Origin of the sequence: Hyalangium minutum (assembly GCF_000737315.1) — a bacterium.
Classification (GTDB): domain Bacteria; phylum Myxococcota; class Myxococcia; order Myxococcales; family Myxococcaceae; genus Hyalangium; species Hyalangium minutum.
The window spans coordinates 177,893-198,545 of record NZ_JMCB01000014.1; the positions used below are offsets into that span (position 1 = coordinate 177,893).

18 protein-coding genes are annotated in these 20,653 nt (G+C 69.2%); 9 read left to right on the forward strand and 9 right to left on the reverse strand.

From position 1 onward, the window contains the following. Positions 1 to 3: 3 nt before the first annotated feature. The 4 genes from DB31_RS31460 to DB31_RS31475 all read right to left on the reverse strand — a co-directional run bounded on the left by DB31_RS31460 (position 4) and on the right by DB31_RS31475 (position 4,231). Positions 4 to 624: a protein-methionine-sulfoxide reductase heme-binding subunit MsrQ gene (locus DB31_RS31460; RefSeq protein WP_044194383.1), complete on the reverse strand. Its 621-nt coding sequence runs from the start codon at positions 622 to 624 to the stop codon at positions 4 to 6. Positions 625 to 632: 8 nt separating this feature from the next. Then, on the reverse strand, positions 633 to 1,625 hold the full coding sequence (msrP, locus tag DB31_RS31465) for a protein-methionine-sulfoxide reductase catalytic subunit MsrP (protein WP_044194385.1): 993 nt from the start codon (positions 1,623 to 1,625) through the stop codon (positions 633 to 635). A gap of 67 nt (positions 1,626 to 1,692) precedes the next feature. Next, on the reverse strand, positions 1,693 to 2,445 hold the full coding sequence (locus DB31_RS31470; RefSeq protein WP_044194387.1) for a fatty acid desaturase: 753 nt from the start codon (positions 2,443 to 2,445) through the stop codon (positions 1,693 to 1,695). 79 nt (positions 2,446 to 2,524) lie between these two features. After that, positions 2,525 to 4,231: a dipeptidyl-peptidase 3 family protein gene (locus DB31_RS31475; protein WP_044194390.1), complete on the reverse strand. Its 1,707-nt coding sequence runs from the start codon at positions 4,229 to 4,231 to the stop codon at positions 2,525 to 2,527. 147 nt (positions 4,232 to 4,378) lie between these two features. On the opposite strand from DB31_RS31475, the gene htpG reads away from it, so the two are divergent. Then, complete coding sequence (htpG, locus tag DB31_RS31480; RefSeq protein ID WP_044194393.1) at positions 4,379 to 6,382, forward strand: molecular chaperone HtpG; 2,004 nt, start codon at positions 4,379 to 4,381, stop codon at positions 6,380 to 6,382. Between the two features lie 15 nt (positions 6,383 to 6,397). On the opposite strand, the gene DB31_RS45370 is transcribed toward htpG, so the two are convergent. Then, positions 6,398 to 8,137, reverse strand: a complete 1,740-nt coding sequence (locus DB31_RS45370; RefSeq protein WP_052420397.1) for a serine/threonine-protein kinase — start codon at positions 8,135 to 8,137, stop codon at positions 6,398 to 6,400. Positions 8,138 to 8,150: 13 nt separating this feature from the next. Further along, positions 8,151 to 10,091, reverse strand: coding sequence for a protein kinase domain-containing protein (locus tag DB31_RS45375; RefSeq protein WP_052420398.1), 1,941 nt, complete (start codon positions 10,089 to 10,091; stop codon positions 8,151 to 8,153). A 303-nt stretch (positions 10,092 to 10,394) separates the two neighbouring features. On the opposite strand from DB31_RS45375, the gene aroF reads away from it, so the two are divergent. From aroF to DB31_RS31525, 7 genes are all read left to right on the forward strand, one after another. After that, positions 10,395 to 11,420 (forward strand): 3-deoxy-7-phosphoheptulonate synthase, encoded by a 1,026-nt coding sequence (gene aroF, locus DB31_RS31495; RefSeq protein WP_044194396.1) that lies wholly within the window; start codon positions 10,395 to 10,397, stop codon positions 11,418 to 11,420. 6 nt (positions 11,421 to 11,426) lie between these two features. Then, positions 11,427 to 12,443 carry an anthranilate phosphoribosyltransferase gene (trpD, locus tag DB31_RS31500; RefSeq protein ID WP_044194399.1) on the forward strand — a complete coding sequence of 339 codons (1,017 nt, stop codon included), beginning with the start codon at positions 11,427 to 11,429 and terminating at the stop codon, positions 12,441 to 12,443. 123 nt (positions 12,444 to 12,566) lie between these two features. Continuing rightward, the gene (locus DB31_RS31505) at positions 12,567 to 13,346 is read left to right on the forward strand and encodes an indole-3-glycerol phosphate synthase TrpC (RefSeq protein ID WP_044194401.1); all 780 of its coding nucleotides are present in this window, start codon (positions 12,567 to 12,569) and stop codon (positions 13,344 to 13,346) included. Further along, positions 13,343 to 13,990 carry a phosphoribosylanthranilate isomerase gene (locus tag DB31_RS31510; protein WP_044194404.1) on the forward strand — a complete coding sequence of 216 codons (648 nt, stop codon included), beginning with the start codon at positions 13,343 to 13,345 and terminating at the stop codon, positions 13,988 to 13,990. Before DB31_RS31505 ends, DB31_RS31510 begins: the two co-directional genes overlap by 4 nt. Beyond that, the gene (gene trpB / locus DB31_RS31515) at positions 13,987 to 15,195 is read left to right on the forward strand and encodes a tryptophan synthase subunit beta (protein ID WP_044194410.1); all 1,209 of its coding nucleotides are present in this window, start codon (positions 13,987 to 13,989) and stop codon (positions 15,193 to 15,195) included. Before DB31_RS31510 ends, trpB begins: the two co-directional genes overlap by 4 nt. After that, complete coding sequence (gene trpA, locus DB31_RS31520; protein ID WP_044194413.1) at positions 15,192 to 15,983, forward strand: tryptophan synthase subunit alpha; 792 nt, start codon at positions 15,192 to 15,194, stop codon at positions 15,981 to 15,983. Before trpB ends, trpA begins: the two co-directional genes overlap by 4 nt. Before the next feature lie 9 nt (positions 15,984 to 15,992). Continuing rightward, positions 15,993 to 16,583, forward strand: a complete 591-nt coding sequence (locus DB31_RS31525; RefSeq protein ID WP_044194417.1) for a histidine phosphatase family protein — start codon at positions 15,993 to 15,995, stop codon at positions 16,581 to 16,583. A gap of 24 nt (positions 16,584 to 16,607) precedes the next feature. Here DB31_RS31525 and bla read toward each other — a convergent pair whose 3' ends face one another. After that, positions 16,608 to 17,378 (reverse strand): subclass B1 metallo-beta-lactamase, encoded by a 771-nt coding sequence (bla, locus tag DB31_RS31530; protein WP_075306316.1) that lies wholly within the window; start codon positions 17,376 to 17,378, stop codon positions 16,608 to 16,610. Positions 17,379 to 17,558: 180 nt separating this feature from the next. On the opposite strand from bla, the gene DB31_RS31535 reads away from it, so the two are divergent. Next, on the forward strand, positions 17,559 to 18,518 hold the full coding sequence (locus DB31_RS31535; protein ID WP_044194420.1) for a hypothetical protein: 960 nt from the start codon (positions 17,559 to 17,561) through the stop codon (positions 18,516 to 18,518). Between the two features lie 46 nt (positions 18,519 to 18,564). On the opposite strand, the gene DB31_RS31540 is transcribed toward DB31_RS31535, so the two are convergent. Both DB31_RS31540 and DB31_RS31545 read right to left on the reverse strand, forming a co-directional pair. Continuing rightward, entirely contained in the window at positions 18,565 to 19,128 is a 564-nt protein-coding gene (locus DB31_RS31540; protein ID WP_044194426.1) for an anthranilate synthase component II, read from the reverse strand. Further along, positions 19,125 to 20,618 (reverse strand): anthranilate synthase component I family protein, encoded by a 1,494-nt coding sequence (locus tag DB31_RS31545; RefSeq protein ID WP_044194427.1) that lies wholly within the window; start codon positions 20,616 to 20,618, stop codon positions 19,125 to 19,127. Before DB31_RS31545 ends, DB31_RS31540 begins: the two co-directional genes overlap by 4 nt. Positions 20,619 to 20,653: the final 35 nt, after the last annotated feature.

Here is a 20,653-nt window from a genome sequence, read left to right on the forward strand (position 1 = left end):
GGCTCAGGCGGGGCGCGGAGCCTCGCGCGTGCGGCGGCGCTTGCGCAGGGCCTCCACTGCGCGGATGGCGAACAGCAGCGCAAGCACGGCGCCGTAGATGGCCGGCTCGGTCACGTCCTTCTTCACCCGCCACACGAAGTGGATGACGCCCAACACCGCGGCCACATAGGCCAGCCGGTGCAGGCGCTTCCAGGCGGGGAAGCCCATGCGCCGCACGGCCGCGTTCGTGGAAGTCAGGGCCAGCGGCACCAGGAGCACCAGGGCGATGAAGCCCACGGCGATGAACTTCCGCTTCGTGATGTCCTCGAGGATGGGGCGCAGCTTGAGGCCCTGATCCGCCACCGCGTAGGTGAGGAAGTGCAGCACCGCGTAGCCGAACGCCATGAGCCCCACGAGCTTGCGGATGCGGATGGGCCACGTCCACCCGAACACGAGCTTGAGCGGCGTGCACGCCAGCGAGGCCAAGAGGAACACGAGCGCGAGCAGCCCAGTCTGGTTGAGCACGGCCTCGATGACGTTGGGCCCCAGCTCGCCCTGCGCGCCCTGAATGAGCATGAGCACCAGCGGAGCGAGACCGCCTACAAGGACTGCGGGGTTGAGCCAGGGAAGCGGCGGGGAGGCCATGGGATAACTCAGTAGTTCTCGCGCAGATCCATGCCGGTGTAGAGGGAGGCGACCTGCTCGGCGTAGCCGTTGAAGGGCAGCGTGGGACGGCGGCTGTACTCACCCACGCGCCGCTCGGTGGCCTGGCTCCAGCGGGGGTGATCCACCGCGGGGTTCACGTTGGCGTAGAAGCCGTACTCGTGCGGCGAGGCCAGGTTCCAGGTGGTGGGCGGCTCCTGCTCCGTGAGGGTGATCTTCACGATCGACTTGATGCCCTTGAAGCCGTACTTCCACGGCACCACCAGCCGCAGGGGCGCGCCGTTCTGGTTGGGCAGCGTCTTGCCGTAGAGGCCCACGGCCAGCAGCGTGAGCGGGTGCACGGCCTCGTCGATGCGCAGGCCCTCCACGTAGGGCCAGTCCAGCACCGGGCGCTTCTGGCCGGGCATCTGCTCGGGGTCCATCAGCGTGGTGAAGGCCACGTACTTGGCGCGGCTGGTGGGCTCCACGCGCTTGATGAGCTCGCCCAGTGGGAAGCCGTTCCAGGGGATGACCATGGACCAGGCCTCCACGCAGCGCATCCGGTAGACGCGCTCCTCGGTGGGGAACCACTTGAGCAGCTGGTCGATGTCCACCGTCTGTGGCTTGTTCACCTCGCCGTCGATGGTGACGGTCCACGGGCGCGTCTTGAGGACGTGCGCGTTGCGAGCAGGGTCGTTCTTGTCGAGCCCGAACTCGTAGAAGTTGTTGTAGGTGGTGACGTCCGCAAAGGGCGTCTTGGCCTCGTCCGTGTCATAGGGGCTGGAGCCCTGCGCGGGAGCCAGGGAGGGCAGCACGCCCGCGTCCGGGACGAACGAGTCCATGGGCTGGGTGCGCTTCAGGCCCAGCAGGTAGAGCCCGCCGCCTACGACACCCGCCGTGCCCACGAAGAGGCCGGCGTTCTTGATGAACTCCCGGCGACGCAGGTACAGCTTCTCGGGGGTGATCTCGGAGCTGGGGGGCTCGGGCGCCTTCTTGTCGGACATGACTCCTCTTACTACGCGGCAGCCCGCGAACGGTTACCGCGCTCTCGGCAGGAGGTACTCCCCTGCCCTACCGGGTGGCGGCCTCGCCCTGGGAGGACAGGGAAGAGGCACGCGCCCGACCATCCTTCATCCGCCACAGGGCCCACCATGGGGTCGAGGGCGACTCGTGGTGCTCCCAGTGGTAGCCGAAGAAGTAGCAGGAGAGCAGGGCCCACAGGTGGTTGCGCGGCAGGGTGCGCGCATGGTGGGGCGCCATGTCGGGAGTATCCGGGCGGCGGTGAGGCAGGTAGGTGCCGAAGTAGAAGAGCTGGAGTGTGCCCAGGGCGGCGGGAATCACCCAGAAGGCCCAGAGGCGCCACTCGGCCACCCCGAGCCATTTCAGCAGGTTGAACTGCGCCGCCATGAAAACGAGCTGCGGCACGGTGGTGTAGCGGACCATGAAGGTGCCCAGCCACGGCCAGAAGGAGCGGAAGCGGGTGGAGAAGTCCGGATCGCTCTCGCCGGTGGGGTCCGCGTGGTGGGCCCGGTGGTTCACCACGAGCCGCCGGTAGGAGAGGCCCGCGAAGAGGAAGCAGGCCACCGTGCCCACGGCCGTGTTCACCCACCGGCGGCGGTTCACCGTGCCATGCATTGCGTCATGGCCGGTGATGAAGAGGCCGGTGCACAGGTGGGCCTGGAGCACGGTGTGCAGCCAGGTGACCGGGGAAGCCCACGAGAGGCCGTCCGCCGTGAGCACCCACGCGAGGTGCCCGGCCCACGCGCCGATGATGATCAGCGCCAGGGGGACTCCCCAGGGACCGTGGTGGGCGCGGGTGCTCATGCCAAGAGGGTTGTGACTCCGAGCGGCCCGCCGCGCATGGAAAAACGCCGGGCGGCGGACCGGAGGGCGGGCGGCCGGGCTACTTCTTCGGGGCCTCGGCGGTGCCGTACTGGCGCACGAGCTGGTCAGCGGTGACGAAGCGGGGCTCGATGTCCACGGGGACGTTCTTGAGCTTGTCGAGCACCTTCCGCACCTCGGGGCGGACCACGCCCAGCTTCGAGAGCAGGGCCTCGGCCTGGGCCCGGTCGCCACGGCCCTGGAGCTCCATGAGCTCCTTCGTCAGCGCGGTGACGGACGCCTGGATCTTGTCGGGGACGACGGCGAAGGTGCCATCCGGGTTCACCACCACCGCGCCGGTGTCGAGGAAGTGGTTGAGCTGGAGAGCCACGCCCTTGCCGTGAGCCTCGTCCGTGCCGAAGCGGATGGAGCGGAACATCGAGGCCAGATAGGTGGTGTACATGGTGCGCTCCATCGCCTTGTCGAGCACGCCTTTGCTCACCAGCTGCTGCAGCGCCCAGAGGCCGGAGATGTCCGCCTTGGCCTCCTCAATGGCGCTGGAGGACACCTGGAGCGCCTGGCGCACGGTGGTCTCCTTGCCGCCCACCGTGATGTTGTGGGGCCCCAGCCCGTGCATCAACTCGTGCATGAGGATGTGGGTGAAGAAGGCATCGAAGGCCACGTTCGACCGGTCCTTCGCGGCGAGCGCCACCTGGGCGATGGGCTGCAGCACGCGCTGGAACTTGGCCTCCTGCACGTTCTTGAGCATCACGCGCTTGCTGCCCTTCTCCGCGGTGACGCGCTCGTCATTGGGCAAGTTGTAGGCGGCCGTCTGCACGCCCCGGTTGGCATCGCCCGAGGAGAAGATGCTGTTCACGACACGGATGGGCGCCAGCGCTCCAAGCTTCGGGTTGCGCATCTTCGGCTCGATGGGGAGCGCGTTCTCCAGGCCCTGGAGCTCGCTGCCGAAGCGCGCCAGCTTCTGCGTCTCCACGTCATCGCGCACGGTGATGAAGGCCTCGAAGGCGGCCTTGTAGTTGAACCAGTTGTCCTCGTAGACCTCGTAAGGCCCGATGGTCGGCTCCACGCTGGCGTCCAGCTCCATCCACGCCACCTCGCTGGCGTAGTAATCGTTGGAGAGGAACGCGTCCGCGCGAGAGTTGAGGAACGCCTTGAGCGTGGGCTGCTGGGTGAGCGCCGCGGCCTCGCGCAGCAGCTGGGAGGCCAGGACCAGCTCGCCCTGGTACTCTACGCTGTAGGGCACCGTGATGAACTTGCTGTCCGGGCCCCGGCGGATGGTGGTGTAGAAGCCCGTGGCCTGGCGCTGCTGGGGCTCGGGCAGCGTCTTGATCCACTGATCCACCGCCTCCTTGGTCGCGCCCGCCGGGTAGAAGTTGCCAGAAGCGAGCGGCCCCGCCGGAACACCCGGGATGAAGGCATGGCCCTCGTCCAGGCGCGACCACGGGCCCTTGTTGAGGAGGAACGCGTGGAGCCGCTCGCGGCCCAGCGGGGTGGTGTCCTCGATCAGCTCCAGCAAGAGCGTCTCGTTGCCCGCCCAGGACTGGCGCATGAAGAGCGTGTCCATGAGCTGGGCGGCTTGCACCATCTTCGCCAGCGCCCGCTTCTCGGTGTCGGGGAGCTTGGAGACGTCGACCTTGAGGTCCACGGGCGCGAAGCGCGCGGTCATGCTCCGGAGTTGGTTCGCATCGGGCAGCGCGGCGGGCTCCGCAGCCCAGGCTGTGCCCACCAGGAGCACGGAGGTCAGCAGGGACAGGAGGTAGCGGGTCATGGGCCGGGCTTCTTAGCGCCTTCCCTGCCGGGTGGGGAGCACTGCCAACCGCCAGGACCCCAGGCATGCAGCCTTTCTAACTCGACAAGTCCTCTGGAATGGTTATGGGGATCAGGTCACGCCCGTGTCCAGGCGTCCGGAGGAACCATGTCCGTCGAATCCCAGCGGGAGACCCATTCTTTCCAGGCTGAAATCAATCAGTTGCTCAACCTGGTCATCAACTCCCTCTATAGCCACAAGGAGATCTTCCTGCGCGAGCTGGTGTCCAACGCGTCCGACGCGCTGGACAAGCTTCGCTTCCGCACCATCACCGAGCCCGAGCTGCTCGGAGACCAGACCGCGCTGGAGATCCGCATCATCCCCAACGCCGACGCGGGCACCCTCACCATCGAGGACACCGGCATCGGCATGACGCACGACGAGCTGGTGAAGAACCTGGGCACCATCGCCCACTCCGGCTCGCGAGAGTTCCTGGAGCTGCTCTCCCAGCGCGGCCAGAAGGATGTGAACCTGATTGGCCAGTTCGGCGTGGGCTTCTACAGCGCCTACCTCGTCGCGGACCGGGTGGAGGTGGTGAGCCGCCCCGCCGGCAAGGACGCGCAGGCCTTCCGCTGGATCTCCGAGGCGAAGGGCACCTTCACCATAGAGCCCGCCGAGCGCACCACGCGCGGCACCGCTGTCACCTTGCACCTCAAGGCGGACCAGAAGGAGTTCCTGGACGAGTGGCGGCTGCGCTCGCTCATCACCCAGTACTCGGACTACGTGGGCCACCCCATCCAGCTCCAGGTGAAGAAGCCCTCGGAGGTGATTGACGCGTCGACGGGCCAGAAGGGCACCACCTCCTCCTTCGAGACCGTCAACAAGGCCAGCGCCCTCTGGCAGCGCTCCAAGTCGGACATCACCGACGAGCAGTACCAAGAGTTCTACAAGCACCTCACCCACGACTTCGAGCCGCCTCTGGCGTGGACGCACTTCCGCACGGACGGCAACCAGCAGTTCACCAGCCTCCTCTTCGTACCCAAGCACAAGCCGTTCGACATGGATGGCACGGCGCGGCGCCGGGGCGTGCGCCTGTTCGTCAAGCGCGTCTTCATCATGGACGACTGCGAGGAGCTGCTACCGCCGTGGCTGCGCTTCGTGCGCGGCGTGGTGGACTCGGATGACCTGCCGCTCAACGTGTCGCGCGAGCTGCTGCAGGACTCGGCGGTGGTGCGCTCCATCCGCAAGCACGTGGTGAAGAAGACGCTGGACCTGCTGGAGAAGCTCTCCAAGGACAAGCCCGAGGACTACCTCACGCTGTGGAAGAACTTCGGCCCCATCCTCAAGGAGGGGCTGGCCTCGGACAACGAGCAGAAAGAGAAGCTGGGCGCGCTGGTGCGCTACGAGAGCAGCCACCAGGACGGGCTCACCTCGCTGGCGGACTACGTGTCGCGCATGAAGGAGGGCCAGCAGGCCATCTATTACGTGTTCGGCGAGTCCCGGAAGGCGCTGGAGGGCTCGCCGCACCTCGAGGCGCTGCGCAAGCGCGGCTACGAGGTGCTCTACCTGACCGACCCCGTGGACGAGTGGGCCGCCCAGGGGCTGCGCGAGTTCAACGGCAAGCCGCTCGTCTCCGCGCTCCAGGCGGACCTCAAGCTCCAGGAGACGGACGAAGAGAAGAAGGAGAAGGAGCAGCACGCCGAGGGACTCAAGTCCCTCACCGAGCGGATGAAGGAGGTACTCAAGAACGCGGTGAGCGAGGTGCGCGTCACCCACCGCCTCACGGACTCGCCGGTGTGCCTGGTGCTGCCCGAGGGCGGCTCGCCCGCCTTCCTGGAGCGCCTGCTGCGCGAGCATGGGCGAGACATGCCCCGGGCCCGGCGCATCCTCGAGGTGAACCCCTCGCACCCCATCGTCGAGCACCTGCGCAAGCTCCACGAGCGGGACGCGACATCCGAGAAGGTCACCGAGTGGATCGAGCTGCTGCATGACCAGGCGCTGCTCACCGAGGGCAGCCCCCTGGAGGACCCGAACCGCTTCGCCAGGCGGATGACGGCGCTGCTCACGCAGGTGGCGGCCCAGACGGTGGAGCCCTCCAGCAATGGGGCGGCCTCGGCCACTCAGGCCTCGGAGACGGCGGCCACGACTGGCGGCTCCTCGCCCCAGGCCTGAAGCCTCGGGCGCTGATCAGTGGGGCGCGACGGCCACCTGCGTGCGCGCCTTCACCACCCGGAGCAGGAGACCGGGCGCATCGGGAGCGGGGTGCGGGGGCATGAGCTCCTCGACTTGGAGGATCTCCTCCTCGTAGGGCCACGTCTGAGCCAGTTCCCGCGCCTGGGCGCTCGGCGCCCGCTGGCGCCCGGGGGAACACGGCTCCTGGGTCCGCGAGACGATCTCCCCGAGTTCCCAGGGCTCTCCTGGGCGCCCATTGCCATCCGCAGTCGCCTCGAGAATGGCCTGGCTCACGTAGCAGCCCGGAGCCAGCAGGGATGGGGCTCCCAGTTCGTCATCCGTGCCAGGCTCCGGCGCGGGCTGGACCGCACCATAGGCGACCTGTCCCGGCGGAGCTGTGAGCTGCATGTTGAAGTGCGCGTCCTCCTCTTCGTCGTGCGGGTCGCTGCCCATCCCAAACAGGGAGCCGAGCAAGGTGAGCCCCAAGCACCCACCGATAAAGACGACCGCGACGATGAGACAGCCCTTCAGCAAGCCCGAGTTCGGCGAGCCCTTGGCCTGGGCGGGAGCCTCAGGAGACGGCATCGGCATCGGCGTGGGAGCGGGCACCGGCACGGGAGCGGGCACCGTCGCCCCCTGAATGGACATCGGCGTGACATGGTCTCGATCCGTGATGGGCCGCGCAGGAAGCGGGTTCCCTGGGGTGATCGCGGTCCCGCTGGCGCCGGACTCCGGCCGATGCAGGGTGGCCGAGAAGCCTCCGAGGTCCGCGGCGGCGTCCGGCCTGTTCACCGGCTGGGGCCGCTGCATGGGCCCTGCCGCCCCGGGGTTCACGGCCGCCGAGCGAAGCGCCTCGTCACAGGCGACGAGCGACCGGTCGGCCTCGGCCGCATCCTGGAAGCGATCCTCCGGGCGCTTCGCGTAGAACTTCTCGAGCGTCTGGCGCAGCACGTCCGGCACCGGCAGGCCCAGCGGCGGAGGCGGCTCGCTCATCTGCGCGTGGAGGATGCGCGCGATCGTGTCGCCCTTGAAGGCGCGCACGCCGCTGAGCAGCTCGTAGAAGATGAGGCCCGCGGCGTACAGGTCCGTGCGCCCATCGATGGGCTTCGCGGCGATCTGCTCCGGCGCCATGTACGCCGGCGTGCCCACCATCATGCCCTCGCTGGTGAGCTGCCCGGCGATGTCTCCCACCACCTTGGCGATGCCGAAGTCGAGCACCTTCACGAACAGCTGCCCGTCATCCGGCCCGGCCTTGACGACCTTGATGTTCGAGGGCTTCAAGTCCCGGTGGACGATGCCCAGCGCGTGCGCCGCGTGGAGCAGCGAGACGATCTGCCGCATCACCGCCACGGCCTGGCGCGGAGGCATGGCGCCCCGGCGCTCGATGACGTCCGCCAGCTCCTCGCCGTCCACGTACTCCATGACGATGTACGGAGTGCCCTGCTCCACGCCGAAGTCGATGACCGCCGTCATCGCCGGGTGGTTCACCTTTCCCGCGACCCGGGCCTCCCGCGTGAAGCGCGCGAGGCTCTCGGGCGAGGCGATGGCGCGAGGCGAGAGCACCTTCACCGCCATGGTCTTCTCGAGCCCCAGGTGGGTGGCCAGGAAGACCGTGCCCATGCCGCCGCTGCCCAGCTCGGACTCGATGCGGTAGGTGTCCTTGAGCACCACCCCCGGCTCGACCCGCAGCGCGGAGGGAGGCTTGCCTTGCGGTGCGCCCGTCGAGGGCGGATACGTCCTGTCGTCTTCGCTCATGCGGCCCGCTCCCTCAGGGAGCCCCTCCGGAGACCCGCGTGTGGACCCTCACCACCGTGCGCCGGGTGTTCGGCGCGCCCTTCTTCTGGGGCTGAAAGGAGAGCGGCCTGTAGGTGTAGAGCACCTGCTCCGAGGGCGAGTCCGGCCAGTGGTCGAAGACTCCCTCGGGGGGAGTGCCACGCCCCTTCGGCACGGCGTCACAGTTCACAGGCGCCCGGGAGTCCTCGGACACAGCCTCCCAGGGCCCGAACGCGCCCGTGGGGCCTCGGCTCGACTCGAAGGCCACCACGACGGTGTAACAGCCCGGGGCCAACTGGTCCTCCTCGGGCGGAGGCGTCTGCTCGGGGTTCTGAGTCTCGCCAGGGCTCCCTTCCTCCGGAGTGTTGTCCTCGGTGGATGGCTCACTGCCCTGCGCCCCTTCCGCCTCCGCCACGGGAGGATTTGCCTCCGTACCGGGCTCCGTGGGCGACGTACCGTTCTGCGGCTCCGGCTCCGTGGGTGCTGTCCCCTGCTCTGCCACAGGCTCGGACGGGGTTCCTGGCCCCGTGGCCACGGGGGAGCCTGTCTGCGTGGACGGAGCTAGATCCTTCGCAGGCTCCGCCACCGCTCCTCCAAACAACCGTCCGCTCTTCCACGCCCAAACCCCTCCCGCGACTCCCACCAACACGAGCAGGACCGCCACGCCCAGCAACGGCAAGGCCTTGTTGGACCCCGACGCCTTCCGCGGCTCGACCATCGGGGGAGGCGCAGGAGTACGAACTGGAGCCGGAACGGGTGGAGTGGCCACCGGCGCGGAAACAGAGGCCGGCCCCGGCGTGGAAACGGGGGCAGGCTCCTCCCGAATCAGCGTCCCCTCCGTCACCAGTGAAGGTGAGACAGACACGCCCGAGGAAGGCTTGCGCTCGGCGGACTGCGGCTCGGCCACGCCGGAGGTCCCCGCCCCCTCGGTCTTCTTCGGTTGGTAGGTGATCGTCTTGCCACCGGTGTCCTGCTCGGACGGAGTGGGCAGCACGGCGTTCGCGGCCAGGTTCACCGACGGCGGCCGCAGCACGTCCTCACAGGCCATGAGCGCGCGATCCGCCTCGCCCGCATCCTGGAAGCGATCCTCCGGGCGCTTCTCACAGAACTTCTGCAGCGTCTGACGGACGATGTCCGGCACCGGCACCGTGAGCGCCGGCGGCGGGTCATTCATCTGTGCATGGAGAATGCGAGCGATCGTCTCTCCCTTGAACGCTCGCACGCCGCTGAGCATCTCGTGGAACATGAGACCCGCGGAGTACAGGTCCGTGCGCCCGTCGATGGGATGCCCGGTGATCTGCTCGGGCGCCATGTACGCGGGCGTGCCCACGAGCATGCCCTCGCTGGTGAGCTGGCCGGAGATGTCTCCCACCACCTTCGCCACGCCGAAGTCGAGCACCTTCACGAAGATCTGACTGTCCTCGGGCGTCTCCTGGAGGACCTTGACGTTGGCCGGCTTGAGGTCGCGGTGGACGATGCCCAGCGCGTGCGCCGCGCGCAGCAGCGAGACGATCTGCCGCATCACCGCCACGGCCCGCCGCGGAGACATGGGCCCCCCGCGCTCGATGAGGTCCGCCAGCTCCACCCCGCTCACGTACTCCATGACGATGTACGGGGTGCCCTGCTCCACGCCGAAGTCGATGACGTCCGTCATCGCCGGGTGGCTCACCTTGCCGGCGACCTTCGCCTCGCGCTCGAAGCGCGCCAGGCTGTCCGGCGTGGAGATGGCGCGGCGCGCCAGGACCTTCACCGCCATCGTCTTGTCGAGCCCGATATGCGTGGCACGAAAGACCGTGCCCATGCCGCCGCTGCCCAGCTCGGCCTCGATGCGGTACGTGCCCTTCAGCACCGTGCCGGGCCGTATCTCCAGTGGGCCCGTGGGCTTGCTCGCGGCCGCTTGCTCACCGGACAAATACGTCTTGTCGTCTTCACTCATGAGTGGGCTCGGATGCTACTTCAACCTCCGACCATTCCTCCTACCGTCGACATGGCAGGTGGGCGGCTCACCCACCCGAAGGAGCACGCAACTCGGCCACGGCTTTCCTGACCTCCCGGCCTCAGTGCAGCGACGAAAGAAGCATTCAGCGTCGCTTGATTTGGCTCGGGGGCACAAGGGACACTCTGGCTCCACCGTGAGCGTTCGAGCGGACGGGCCAGCCTCTTCCGCACGGGCTTCGCGGTGGTTTTGCCCTCACCGCGGGTTTTCCCCAGCGGATCACAGCTTGGAGACAGGTGCCCCATGTTGATCGTGATGAAGCCGGATGCGACGTCCCAGGACATCGAGCGGGTCAACGAGGAGATCCGCCGCCGGGGCTGGCAGCCGAACGCGATCCCGGGTGGCACGCGCACGGCGATCGGCATCACGGGCAACAAGGGCGCAGTGGAGGCCGAGCCCTTCCGGGTGCTGCCGGGCGTGGCGGACGCGATCCCCATCTCTCAGCCCTTCAAGCTGGTCAGCCGCGAGGTGAAGCCCGAGGACACCGTGATGCAGGTGGGCAACCTCCATCTGGGCGGCAACGCGATCCACGTCATGGCGGGTCCATGCTCGGTGGAGACGCGTGAGCAGATCGTCGGCACGGCGCAGGCGGTGAAGAAGTCGGGCGCCACCATGCTGCGCGGCGGCGCGTTCAAGCCGCGCACCAGCCCCTACGAGTTTCAGGGCCTGAAGAACGACGGCCTGTCGCTGCTGGCCGAGGCGCGCAAGGAGACGGGCCTGCTGGTCGTCACCGAGGTGAAGGACACGGCGACGCTGCCGCAGGTGGCCGAGGTCGCGGACATCCTCCAGGTGGGCGCGCGCAACATGCAGAATTTCTCGCTGCTGGAGGCAGTAGGCGAGACGCGCAAGCCGGTGCTGCTCAAGCGCGGCCTGAGCGCCACCATCAAGGAGCTGCTGATGGCGGCCGAGTACATCGTTGCCAAGGGCAACACCCGGGTCATCCTCTGTGAGCGCGGCATCCGCACCTTCGAGACGATGACGCGCAACACGCTCGACCTGAACGCGGTGCCAATGCTCAAGTCGTTGAGCCACCTGCCGGTGTGGGTGGATCCGTCTCACGGCATCGGCGTGCGCAAGGCGGTGCCGGCGATGATGCGCGCGGCCATCGCCGTGGGCGCGGACGGCCTCATCGTCGAGGTGCACCCGGATCCGCCGCGGGCGCTGTCGGACGGGCACCAGTCGCTGGAGTTCTCCGAGTTCGACAAGGCGATGAGCGAGGTGCGCGCCATCGCCGGGGCGCTGGGCCGTGACGTGGCGAGGCTGGGGTAACGGGCCATGACGCTCAAGGAAGCGCTGGGCAAGGTGCTGAGCCGGCGCGATCTCACCCGCGAGGAGATGGCCACCATCATGGGGCTGATGCTCACGGGCGAGGTGACGGCGGCGCAGGTGGGCGCGCTGGCGGCGGCCTTGCGGATGAAGGGCGAGACGGAGGACGAGCTGCTCGGCGCGGCCGAGGCCTTGCAGACGCGGGCGGCGAAGCTGTCGCCCAAGGCCCAGGTGGTGCTGGACACGTGTGGCACCGGCGGCGACGGGGCGCACACGTTCAACATCTCCACGGCGGTGGCGTTCGTGGCCGCGGGGGCGGGAGCGACGGTGGCCAAGCACGGCAACCGCGCCGTCTCCAGCCGCTGCGGCAGCGCGGACGTGCTGGCGGCGCTCGGGCTGCCGATGGAGCGCTCGCACGAGGCCGTGTCGCGGGACATCGATGAGCACGGCGTGGGCTTCCTCTTCGCGCCGTCGCACCACAGCGCCCTGAAGCACGTGGCGCAGGCGCGGCGGGAGATGGGGTTCTACAGCTTCTTCAACCTGCTGGGACCGCTGACGAACCCGGCGGGGGCGCGCTACCAGTTGCTGGGCACCTTCGCCGGAGAGCGGCTGGAGCAGACGGCGCGGGTGCTGGGGCGGCTCGGCAGCAAGCGCGCGTGGGTGGTGCACGGGCAGGACGGGCTGGACGAAGTCACACCGTGCGCCCCCACCCATGTGGCGGAGCTGCGCGAGGACGGCACGGTGCACACGTTCATCGTCACTCCGGAGGACGCGGGGCTGGAGCGGGTGCCTCGGGAGGCCATCGCCGGGGGCGACGCGGAGCACAACTCCCGGCTGCTGAAGTCCCTGCTGGAGGGCGAGCGCTCGGGAGTCCGCACAGCGGTGCTGCTCAACGCGGCGGCGGCGCTGGTGGTGGTGGGCTTGGTGGCGAACCTGCGTGAAGGTGTGAAGCGGGCGTCCGAGGCCATCGACTCGGGGGCTGCGGCACGCAAGCTGGCGGCGCTCCTTCAAGGGGCGGCCTCGTGAGCGGTGGCTCCGCGGAAAGTCCCCGCTTTCTGCCGGAGAGGCGGCTAGGGTGAGGGTGTGTCTCCTCAGCCGCCGCTGCCACTCGGGGCTCCGCCGCGGAGCCCAGACATCGGAGAGCCCTGAATGAACCTCCTCGCGGACATCTTCGACCGCAAGCGCCGGCAGCTTGCCGCGCGTGCGCCCTTCCCACCGAGGCAGCGCCCACCGGCCCGGGACTTCACAGCGGCCCTGCTCCAGCGCAAGCCCGGCGCGGGGGTGAACGTCATCGCCGAGGTGAAGCGCCGCAGTCCCTCGGGTGGGCTCTTCCCGCATCAGGACCTGGTCCAGGTGGCCAAGGGCTACGAGGCCGGCGGCGCGAGCGCCATCAGCATCCTCACGGATGACGTGGACTTCGGCGGCAGCCTCGCGGACCTGGAGCAGGTGCGCGCGGCGATCTCGCTGCCCGTGCTCCGCAAGGACTTCCTGGTGGCGCCTCAAGAGGTGGAGGAGAGCGCGGCGCTCGGGGCGGACGCGGTGCTGCTGATCGCCGACGCGCTGCGGGACGGGATGATGCAGGAGATGATCGCGACCGCGAAGGCCTGTGGCATCGCCGCGCTGGTCGAGGCCCACACCGAGGAGCACGCCGAGCGGGCGCTGGCGGCCGGAGCGGAGCTGGTGGGCATCAACAACCGGGACCTGGCCACGCTGCGCACGGACGTGCACACGGCGCTGCGGGTGATGCCGCATCTGCGCTCGCGGGCCCGGGTGCTGGTGGCCGAGAGCGGCCTGAAGACCTCGGCGGACTTCGCGGCGGCGCGGGCAGCGGGAGCGGACGCGGTGCTGGTGGGTGAGTCCCTGCTGCGCGACGCGAATCCGGGCGAGGCGCTGGCGCGGCTGCTGGCCGCGAAGGACGGGCCGGCGTGAGCGTCCACGTGAAGATCTGCGGGGTGACGCGCGTGGAGGATGCGCGGGCGGTGTGGGCGGCCGGTGCGGACGCGCTGGGGCTGAACTTCTATCCGCGCTCTCCGCGCTTCGTGCAGCCGGAGGTGGCGGCGGCGCTGGCGCGCACGCGGCCCGCGCTGGGCGCGGTGGTGGGCGTCTTCGTCAACGAGTCCCCGGACGTCATCCGGGCCCGGGTGCGCGACTGCGGGCTCACGGCGGTGCAGCTCCACGGCGACGAGCCGCCCGAGGCCTGCGCTGGCTTTGGCGTCCCAGTCATCAAGGCGCTGCGCGTGCGCGGGCCCGAGGACGTGGAGCGGGCGCGCCAGTACATGGGCGTGGGCGACGTGGCGACGCTGCTGCTGGACGGCGCGGCGCCGGGGTACGGCGGAGGCGGCGTCACCTTCGACTGGTCGCTGGTGGCGCAGCTGGTGGACGTGGGCGTGCCCGTGCTGGTGGCGGGCGGACTGACGCCGGGGAACGTGGCGCAGGCAGTGCGCGCCACGAGGCCTTACGGGGTGGACGTGGCGAGCGGGGTGGAGACGAGCCCCGGTATCAAGGATCTCGAGGCGGTGCGGACCTTCATCCGCTCGGCCAAGACAGTGAACCTGTGGGAGCGACACACATGAGCATGGAGACCTCCACCGGGCGCTTCGGGCGCTACGGCGGCCGCTACGTGCCGGAGACGCTGGTCCCGGCGCTACTGGAGCTGGAGTCGGCGTACGCGGCGGCACTCGCGGACCCGGCCTTCGGCGCCGAGGTGGCACGGGTGCTGAAGGAGTTCGTGGGCCGCGAGACGCCGCTGACGCCCGCGCGCCGGCTGACGGAGTCGTGGGGCGGCGCGCACGTGTGGCTCAAGCGCGAGGACCTGGCGCACACGGGCGCGCACAAGATCAACAACACGATTGGCCAGGTGCTGCTGGCCAGGCGCATGGGCAAGAAGCGCATCATCGCGGAGACGGGCGCGGGCCAGCACGGCGTGGCCACGGCCACCGCGTGCGCGCTCTTCGGTTTCCCGTGCGAGGTGTACATGGGCGCACTGGACGTGGAGCGCCAGTCGCTCAACGTGTTCCGCATGCGCGCGCTGGGCGCCACGGTGCGGCCGGTGGAGGCGGGCTCGAAGACGCTGAAGGACGCGATGAACGAGGCCATCCGCACGTGGGTGGCGCAGGTGGAGGACACCCACTACGTCATCGGCAGCGCGGCGGGGCCGCACCCCTACCCCACCATCGTCCGGGACTTTCAGTCCGTCATCGGCCGCGAGGTACGGGAGCAGAGCAAAGCGGCCTTCGGGAAGCTGCCGGACGCCATCATGGCGTGCATCGGCGGAGGGTCGAACGCCATCGGCATCCTGCACCCGTTCATCGGAGATAAGGATGTGCGGCTGGTGGGCGTCGAGGCGGGTGGCCACGGGCTGAACAGTGGGCAGCACGGGGCCTCGCTGACGCTGGGCACGGAGGGCGTGCTCCACGGCACGCGCTCGCTGGTGCTGCAGGACGCGAACGGCCAGATTCAGGAGGCGCACTCCATCTCCGCAGGCCTGGACTACCCGGGCGTGGGGCCGGAGCTGGCGTACCTGGCCAAGGAGGGCCGGTTGGACGTGCGCACCGCCACGGATGACGAGGCGCTGCGGGCCTTCTACGAGGTGGCGCGCACGGAGGGCATCCTCCCGGCGCTGGAGACGTCTCACGCGTTCGCGCGCGGGGCGGAGCTGGCGCGCGAGCTGGGCAAGGGCAAGCACCTGGTCATCAACTGCTCGGGCCGTGGCGACAAGGATGTGGTGGCCATCGCGGCGAAGGGCATTCCGGCCATGAACCATGAGAGGAAGGCATGAGCGGCGAGCTGGCAGCGGCCTTCGAGAAGGCCAAGGCACGAGGTGAGGGCGCGCTGGTGGCATATGCCATGGCCGGGGATCCGGACCTGGCGCGCTCGGTGGAGGTGTTCGCCGCGCTGGTGGAGGGTGGCGCGGACATCCTGGAGATCGGCGTGGCGTTCAGCGATCCCATCGCGGACGGCCCCGTCATCCAGGCCGCGTCCGAGCGGGCGCTGAAGGCGGGCGCCACGCTCCAGCGAGTGCTGGACGAAGTCGTTCCGGCGGTGCGCAAGCGCTGCCCCCAGACGCCGCTGGTGGTGATGACCTACGTCAACATCATCATGGCGATGGGCGAGGAGCGCTACGCGAAGCTCGCGCGGGAGCGGGGCATCTCTGGGACGATCCTTCCGGACCTGCCTCCCGAGGAGAGTGAGAGCCTGCGGCGGACCTTCGACGCGGCGGGCATAGAGCTCATCCCACTGTGCGCGCCCACCACGCCTCCGGCGCGGGCGGAGGCCATTGCCCGGGATGGGCGCGGATTCGTGTACTGCGTCTCCGTGTCGGGCGTGACGGGGATGCGGGCGGAGCTGCCGAAGGACTTGTCTTCGCGCCTGGACCTGGTGCGGCGCGCCTCGAAGGTACCGATTGTGGCGGGGTTCGGCATCTCCACCGCGGAGCAGGCGCGGGTGATTGGCGCTCACGCGGACGGAGTGGTCGTGGGCAGCGCCCTGGTGCGCACGGCCCATGCGGAGGGCCCGGCGGCGGCGAAGCAGCTCTGCGCGGAGATCAAGCGCGGCCTCAAGCGCTGAGGAGAACCGATGAAGCCACTCTCTCCGCAGATCGTCCTGGTGCGCCACGGAGAGACAGCCTGGAGCCGGAGCGGCCAGCACACGGGCCGCACGGACATTCCGCTGCTCGAGGATGGGCAGCGGATGGGCCGGGCGCTGGAGGCACCCTTGCGCTGTTGGAGTTTCGCGGCGGTCTGGACAAGTCCCCTTCGCCGCGCGGCGGAGACGTGTGCCCTGTCAAACCACGGCGTCATCGCCCGGGAGAATCCGGACCTGATGGAGTGGGACTACGGCGACTACGAGGGGAAGACCTCCAAGGAGATCCGCGCCGAGGCTCCCGAGTGGAGCATCTGGAAGCACGGGCCGCTCGGGGGCGAGACGGTGGAGCAGATCGGCGCCCGGGTGGACAGGGTCATCGAAGAGGCGCGGCAGGTGCAGGGCAACGTGCTCCTCTTCTCGCATGGGCACTTCTTGAGGGTGTTCGCGGCGCGCTGGCTGGGGCTGCCTCCGCCCGAGGGGCGCCTCTTCGCGCTGAGCACCGCGTCCATCAGCGTGCTCGGCTGGGATGGAGCCCAGCCGCAGCTCGTGAGCTGGAACGACACCACCCACCTGCGCACTTGAGCAGCCCTTTCGCCTGAGGGCTCGTCAGCGAGGCACCGGCTGCGCGCGGAGCAACTCCTGGGTATGCGTCAGGAGCTCCGGCCCGCCCGGGAGCCCATGGCCAGGAACCACGGTGCGCATCTGGGGAAACTGTCCCTGCGTGCGGTCGAGGCTCGCGGGCCAGGCAGCGAGGTCCGCGTCCGCCACATTGCCGAGATCCTTCGCTGAAGCGTCTTTCACGAAGCAGCCTCCGAACAGAACGCCACTGCTCGGGTGCCAGACCACGATGTTGTCCCGCGAGTGCCCCGGGCCGGGGAAGAACAGCTCGAGCGTCCCTACGCCTTGCTGCTCGGCGAAGGTGCGCGAGGGGACCTGCTTCTGAGCGGCCCCTGCGAGCCGTGCGGTCTCGTCCAAGCCATAGACGGGCAGGCCGCGAGCCAAGAGGGCTTTCATGCCTCCCAGGCGGTCCTCATGGAAGTGTGTCACCACGGCGGCGCGTACGGGGCGGCGCAGTTCGTTCTGGGCCCACGTGAGCAGACGCTCGGCTTGCTGCGGGTTCCAGCCAGCGTCCACGAGAAGAGTGCCCTCACCGTCTTCGACAATCAGTCCGTTGGCGGGGTAGCGCCCGAAGTCCTCACCGGCCAACGTCACGTGGATCCACACGCCCGGCGCCAGGCGCCGAACACTCACGTCGTCGCTGAGGACGTACTCGCGCTGCCCCCCTGCCGAGGACTTGAGTTCACGAGAGGACGCACAAGCAGAACTCAGCGCCAGAAAGCTCCAGACGCAGCACAGGCAGCGGAGAAAAGCATTCATTGCGAGACACCTCGGGTTGTGCTCGACAGCAGTCCTTGCTGCCTGCGCACAGTCAGCCAACACGTTTTCTGTTCCTGACGTATCCTGGGGGGCCCCCGCCATTGTGGGGCCTTGCCGAAGAGCGCCACCGCGACGAGCCCGTCGCGAACGCGGACGGCTGAACCCTAGCGAGACCTACACATGCGCGCCACTGCCACCCCAACCCTCTTCACGCTCGAGAGCCAACCCGCCTGGGGACGAGCGGCCTTGCTCGAAGAGAAGGACGGCAAGCTCGTCCTCTTCTTCGAGCACGGCGGGCGGCGCGTCTTCGTCAAGACCCAGGTCAAGGGGCTCCAGTCCGTCCAGCTGAGCGATGAGGAGGCCCGAACGGTGGAGGCCCGTCTGCGCGGCAAGCACCCGCTGGGCGGCGCGACGAAGAAGTCCTCCAAGGCCAAGGCCAAGGCGACGCGCCCCCTGCTCGCCGCGTTCCCATCCTTCGATGCCCAGGTGCGCTGGTTCGAGACCTTCTTCCCCGGCGGCTTCGCCGGGGAGAAGTTCGTCGCTGAGGAGCGAGGAACCGCTGAGGCCAAGGGCAAGAAGGGGTACAAGACCGGCGCCATCAAGCTTGCCCAGGAGCAGCTGTCGCCCGAGCGGCTGGCGAGCGCCACGCCGGAGGAGACCTTCTTGGTCTCGAAGAAGCTGCTGGCCTTCACCAATCTCGTCTTTCCCATCGAGGGCTCCATCCCCTTCACCTCCATGAAAGAGGAGGACCGGGCCGGGTTCGCGGCGGCGCTGGGCGAGCTGCTGCACGGCGAGGGCGCTCACGGGCCGCGCTTCGAGAAGTTCGCGAACGCGATCCGCATCTGGGATGCAGCGGGCCAGAGCCGCAAGGTCACCTGGCCCCTGGCCACGCTGCTGCAGGCGCTGTACGCCCCCGCGCAGCACACCTTTGTAAAGCCCACCGTCTTCGAGCAGCAGGCGCTCCTCTTGAACCTCACGGCAGACAGGCATGCGCCCGTCACCAGCACCCACTACGAGCGCTTCCTTGACGTGGCGAGGAAGACGTCGGAGCGGCTGGTGGCCGTGGGGCACCAGCCTCGCGACCTGATGGACGTCTACTCGTTCATCTGGCGCTCTCACAAGGAGCAGCCCCCCGCGTAGCCCCGTACCCTGGCCCTTGGGTTCCGAACAGTCGGAACCTGCTGGCTCAGTAGCGGCCTTCGAGGAAGTTCTTCACGAGCGTGGGGCCCTCGGGCGTCAGCACGCTCTCGGGATGGAACTGCACGCCCACCACCGGGCGCTCGCGGTGCCGCAGGCCCATGATGAGCCCATCCGGCGTCCACGCCGTGGCCTCCAGCTCCGCGGGCAGCGAGGAGGCCTCCACCACCAGCGAGTGGTAGCGCCCGGCCTTGAAGCCCTGGGACATCCCCGTGAAGAGCCCCGTGCCCGTGTGCCGCACCGGCGAAGTCTTGCCGTGAATGGGCTCGGGCGCGCGGAGCACCTTGCCCCCGAACACCGCGCCGATGGACTGGTGCCCCAGGCACACGCCGAACACCGGCACCTTCGCCTCGCGGATGGCCGCCATGCTCACACCCGCCTCATACGGCGTGCACGGCCCCGGCGACACCACCACGTGCGAGGCCCCCGAGGCCTGCACTCCCGCCCCGTCGATCTCATCGTTGCGCGCCACCTTCACCTCGGCGCCCAGCGTGTACAGCAGCTGCACCAGGTTGAAGGTGAAAGAATCGTAGTTGTCGATGACGAGGATCATCGCCCACCTCCCTCGCGCGCAAGCTTCAGCGCCGTAGCCACGGCCCGCGCTTTGGCCTCCGTCTCATCCGCCTCCAGGCTCGGCACCGAGTCCGCCACCAGCCCCGCTCCCGCCGTCCACATCGTCCGGTCTCCGTCCACGAAGAACGTCCGCAGCGCAATGGCCACGTCCAGCGTGCCGCAGAACGACAGGTAGCCCACCGCTCCGGCGTAAGGTCCGCGCCGCATCGGCTCCAGCTCGTCGATGATCTGCATCGCGCGAATCTTGGGTGCCCCGGACACCGTGCCCGCAGGGAACGTGCACGCCAGCGCGTCCAGCGCGTCGTACCCCGCGCCCAGCTTCCCGCGAACCTGCGAGACGATGTGCATCACGTGGCTGTAGCGCTCGATGACCATCAGGTCCTCGACGCGCACCGAGCCGGGCGCCGCCACCCGGCCCACGTCGTTGCGCCCCAGGTCCACCAGCATCATGTGCTCGGCGCGCTCCTTCTCGTCCGCCAGCAACTCCTTCTCCAGCGCCTGGTCCTCGGCCTCCGAGGCTCCACGACGGCGCGTTCCCGCGATGGGCCGCACCACCACATCCCCATCCCGCACCTGCACCAGCAGCTCCGGCGACGCTCCCACCAGCGCCCGCGCCTCTCCCAGCTCCACCAGGAACAGGTACGGCGAGGGGTTCACCCGCCGCAGCGCGCGGTACAGGCTCAGCGGCGGAGGCGCCCCGCGCGACTCGAAGCGCCGCGCCAGCACCACCTGCATGCAGTCCCCCGCGCGGATGTACTCCTTCACCCGCTCCACCGCCGCCTCGTAGCCCGCCCGGTCCCAGTGAACCACCGTCTCCGGCTCGCCCCGCATCTTCGGCGCGGGCAGGTAGGCCTCGGGCGGCAGCGGCTTCCGCAGGCGCTCGGCCATGGCCTCCGCCCGCGTTTCCGCGTCCTTCAGCGCCTGCGCCACGCTCCCGTGCATCGAAGGCCGCGCAATCACCGTGGCCTTCAGCGTCTGCGTCCGAGCGTCGTGCGTGACGAACTCCTCGCACAGCAGCCACTCAGAGTCCGGGAACGACACGTCATTCGGATGCCGATCCGGCACATGGCGCTCGAACCACGAGGCACAGTTGTAGCCGAGGTAGCCCACCAGCCCGCCCAGGAACGGCGCCTCGCCCGGCAGCGATGCCACCGACCACTCCTTCCACAGGGCCCGCAGCACCTCCAGCGGCTTGCCATCACGGCGCTCCTGGTGCTCACCCCGCCACACCGTGGCCCCGTTCCGGTCCAGTCGGACCCGGCCCGTCGGCGTAGTGCCCACGTGGCTGTAGCGCCCGAAGCGCTCACCCCCATGGCAGGACTCGAGGATGAAGCCCCGAGGACCTCCGCCCAGCTTGAGGTACGCCGACAGCGGCGTGTCGAGATCCGCGGGAATCTCCACCGAGACGGGCACGGCCTCGCCCTTCTCCGCGCGCTGGCGGTACGCCGCCTTCCTCTCCTGTGCGTTCATGGGTGAAGTGTCCACCACCACTGGAGCCCTGAAAA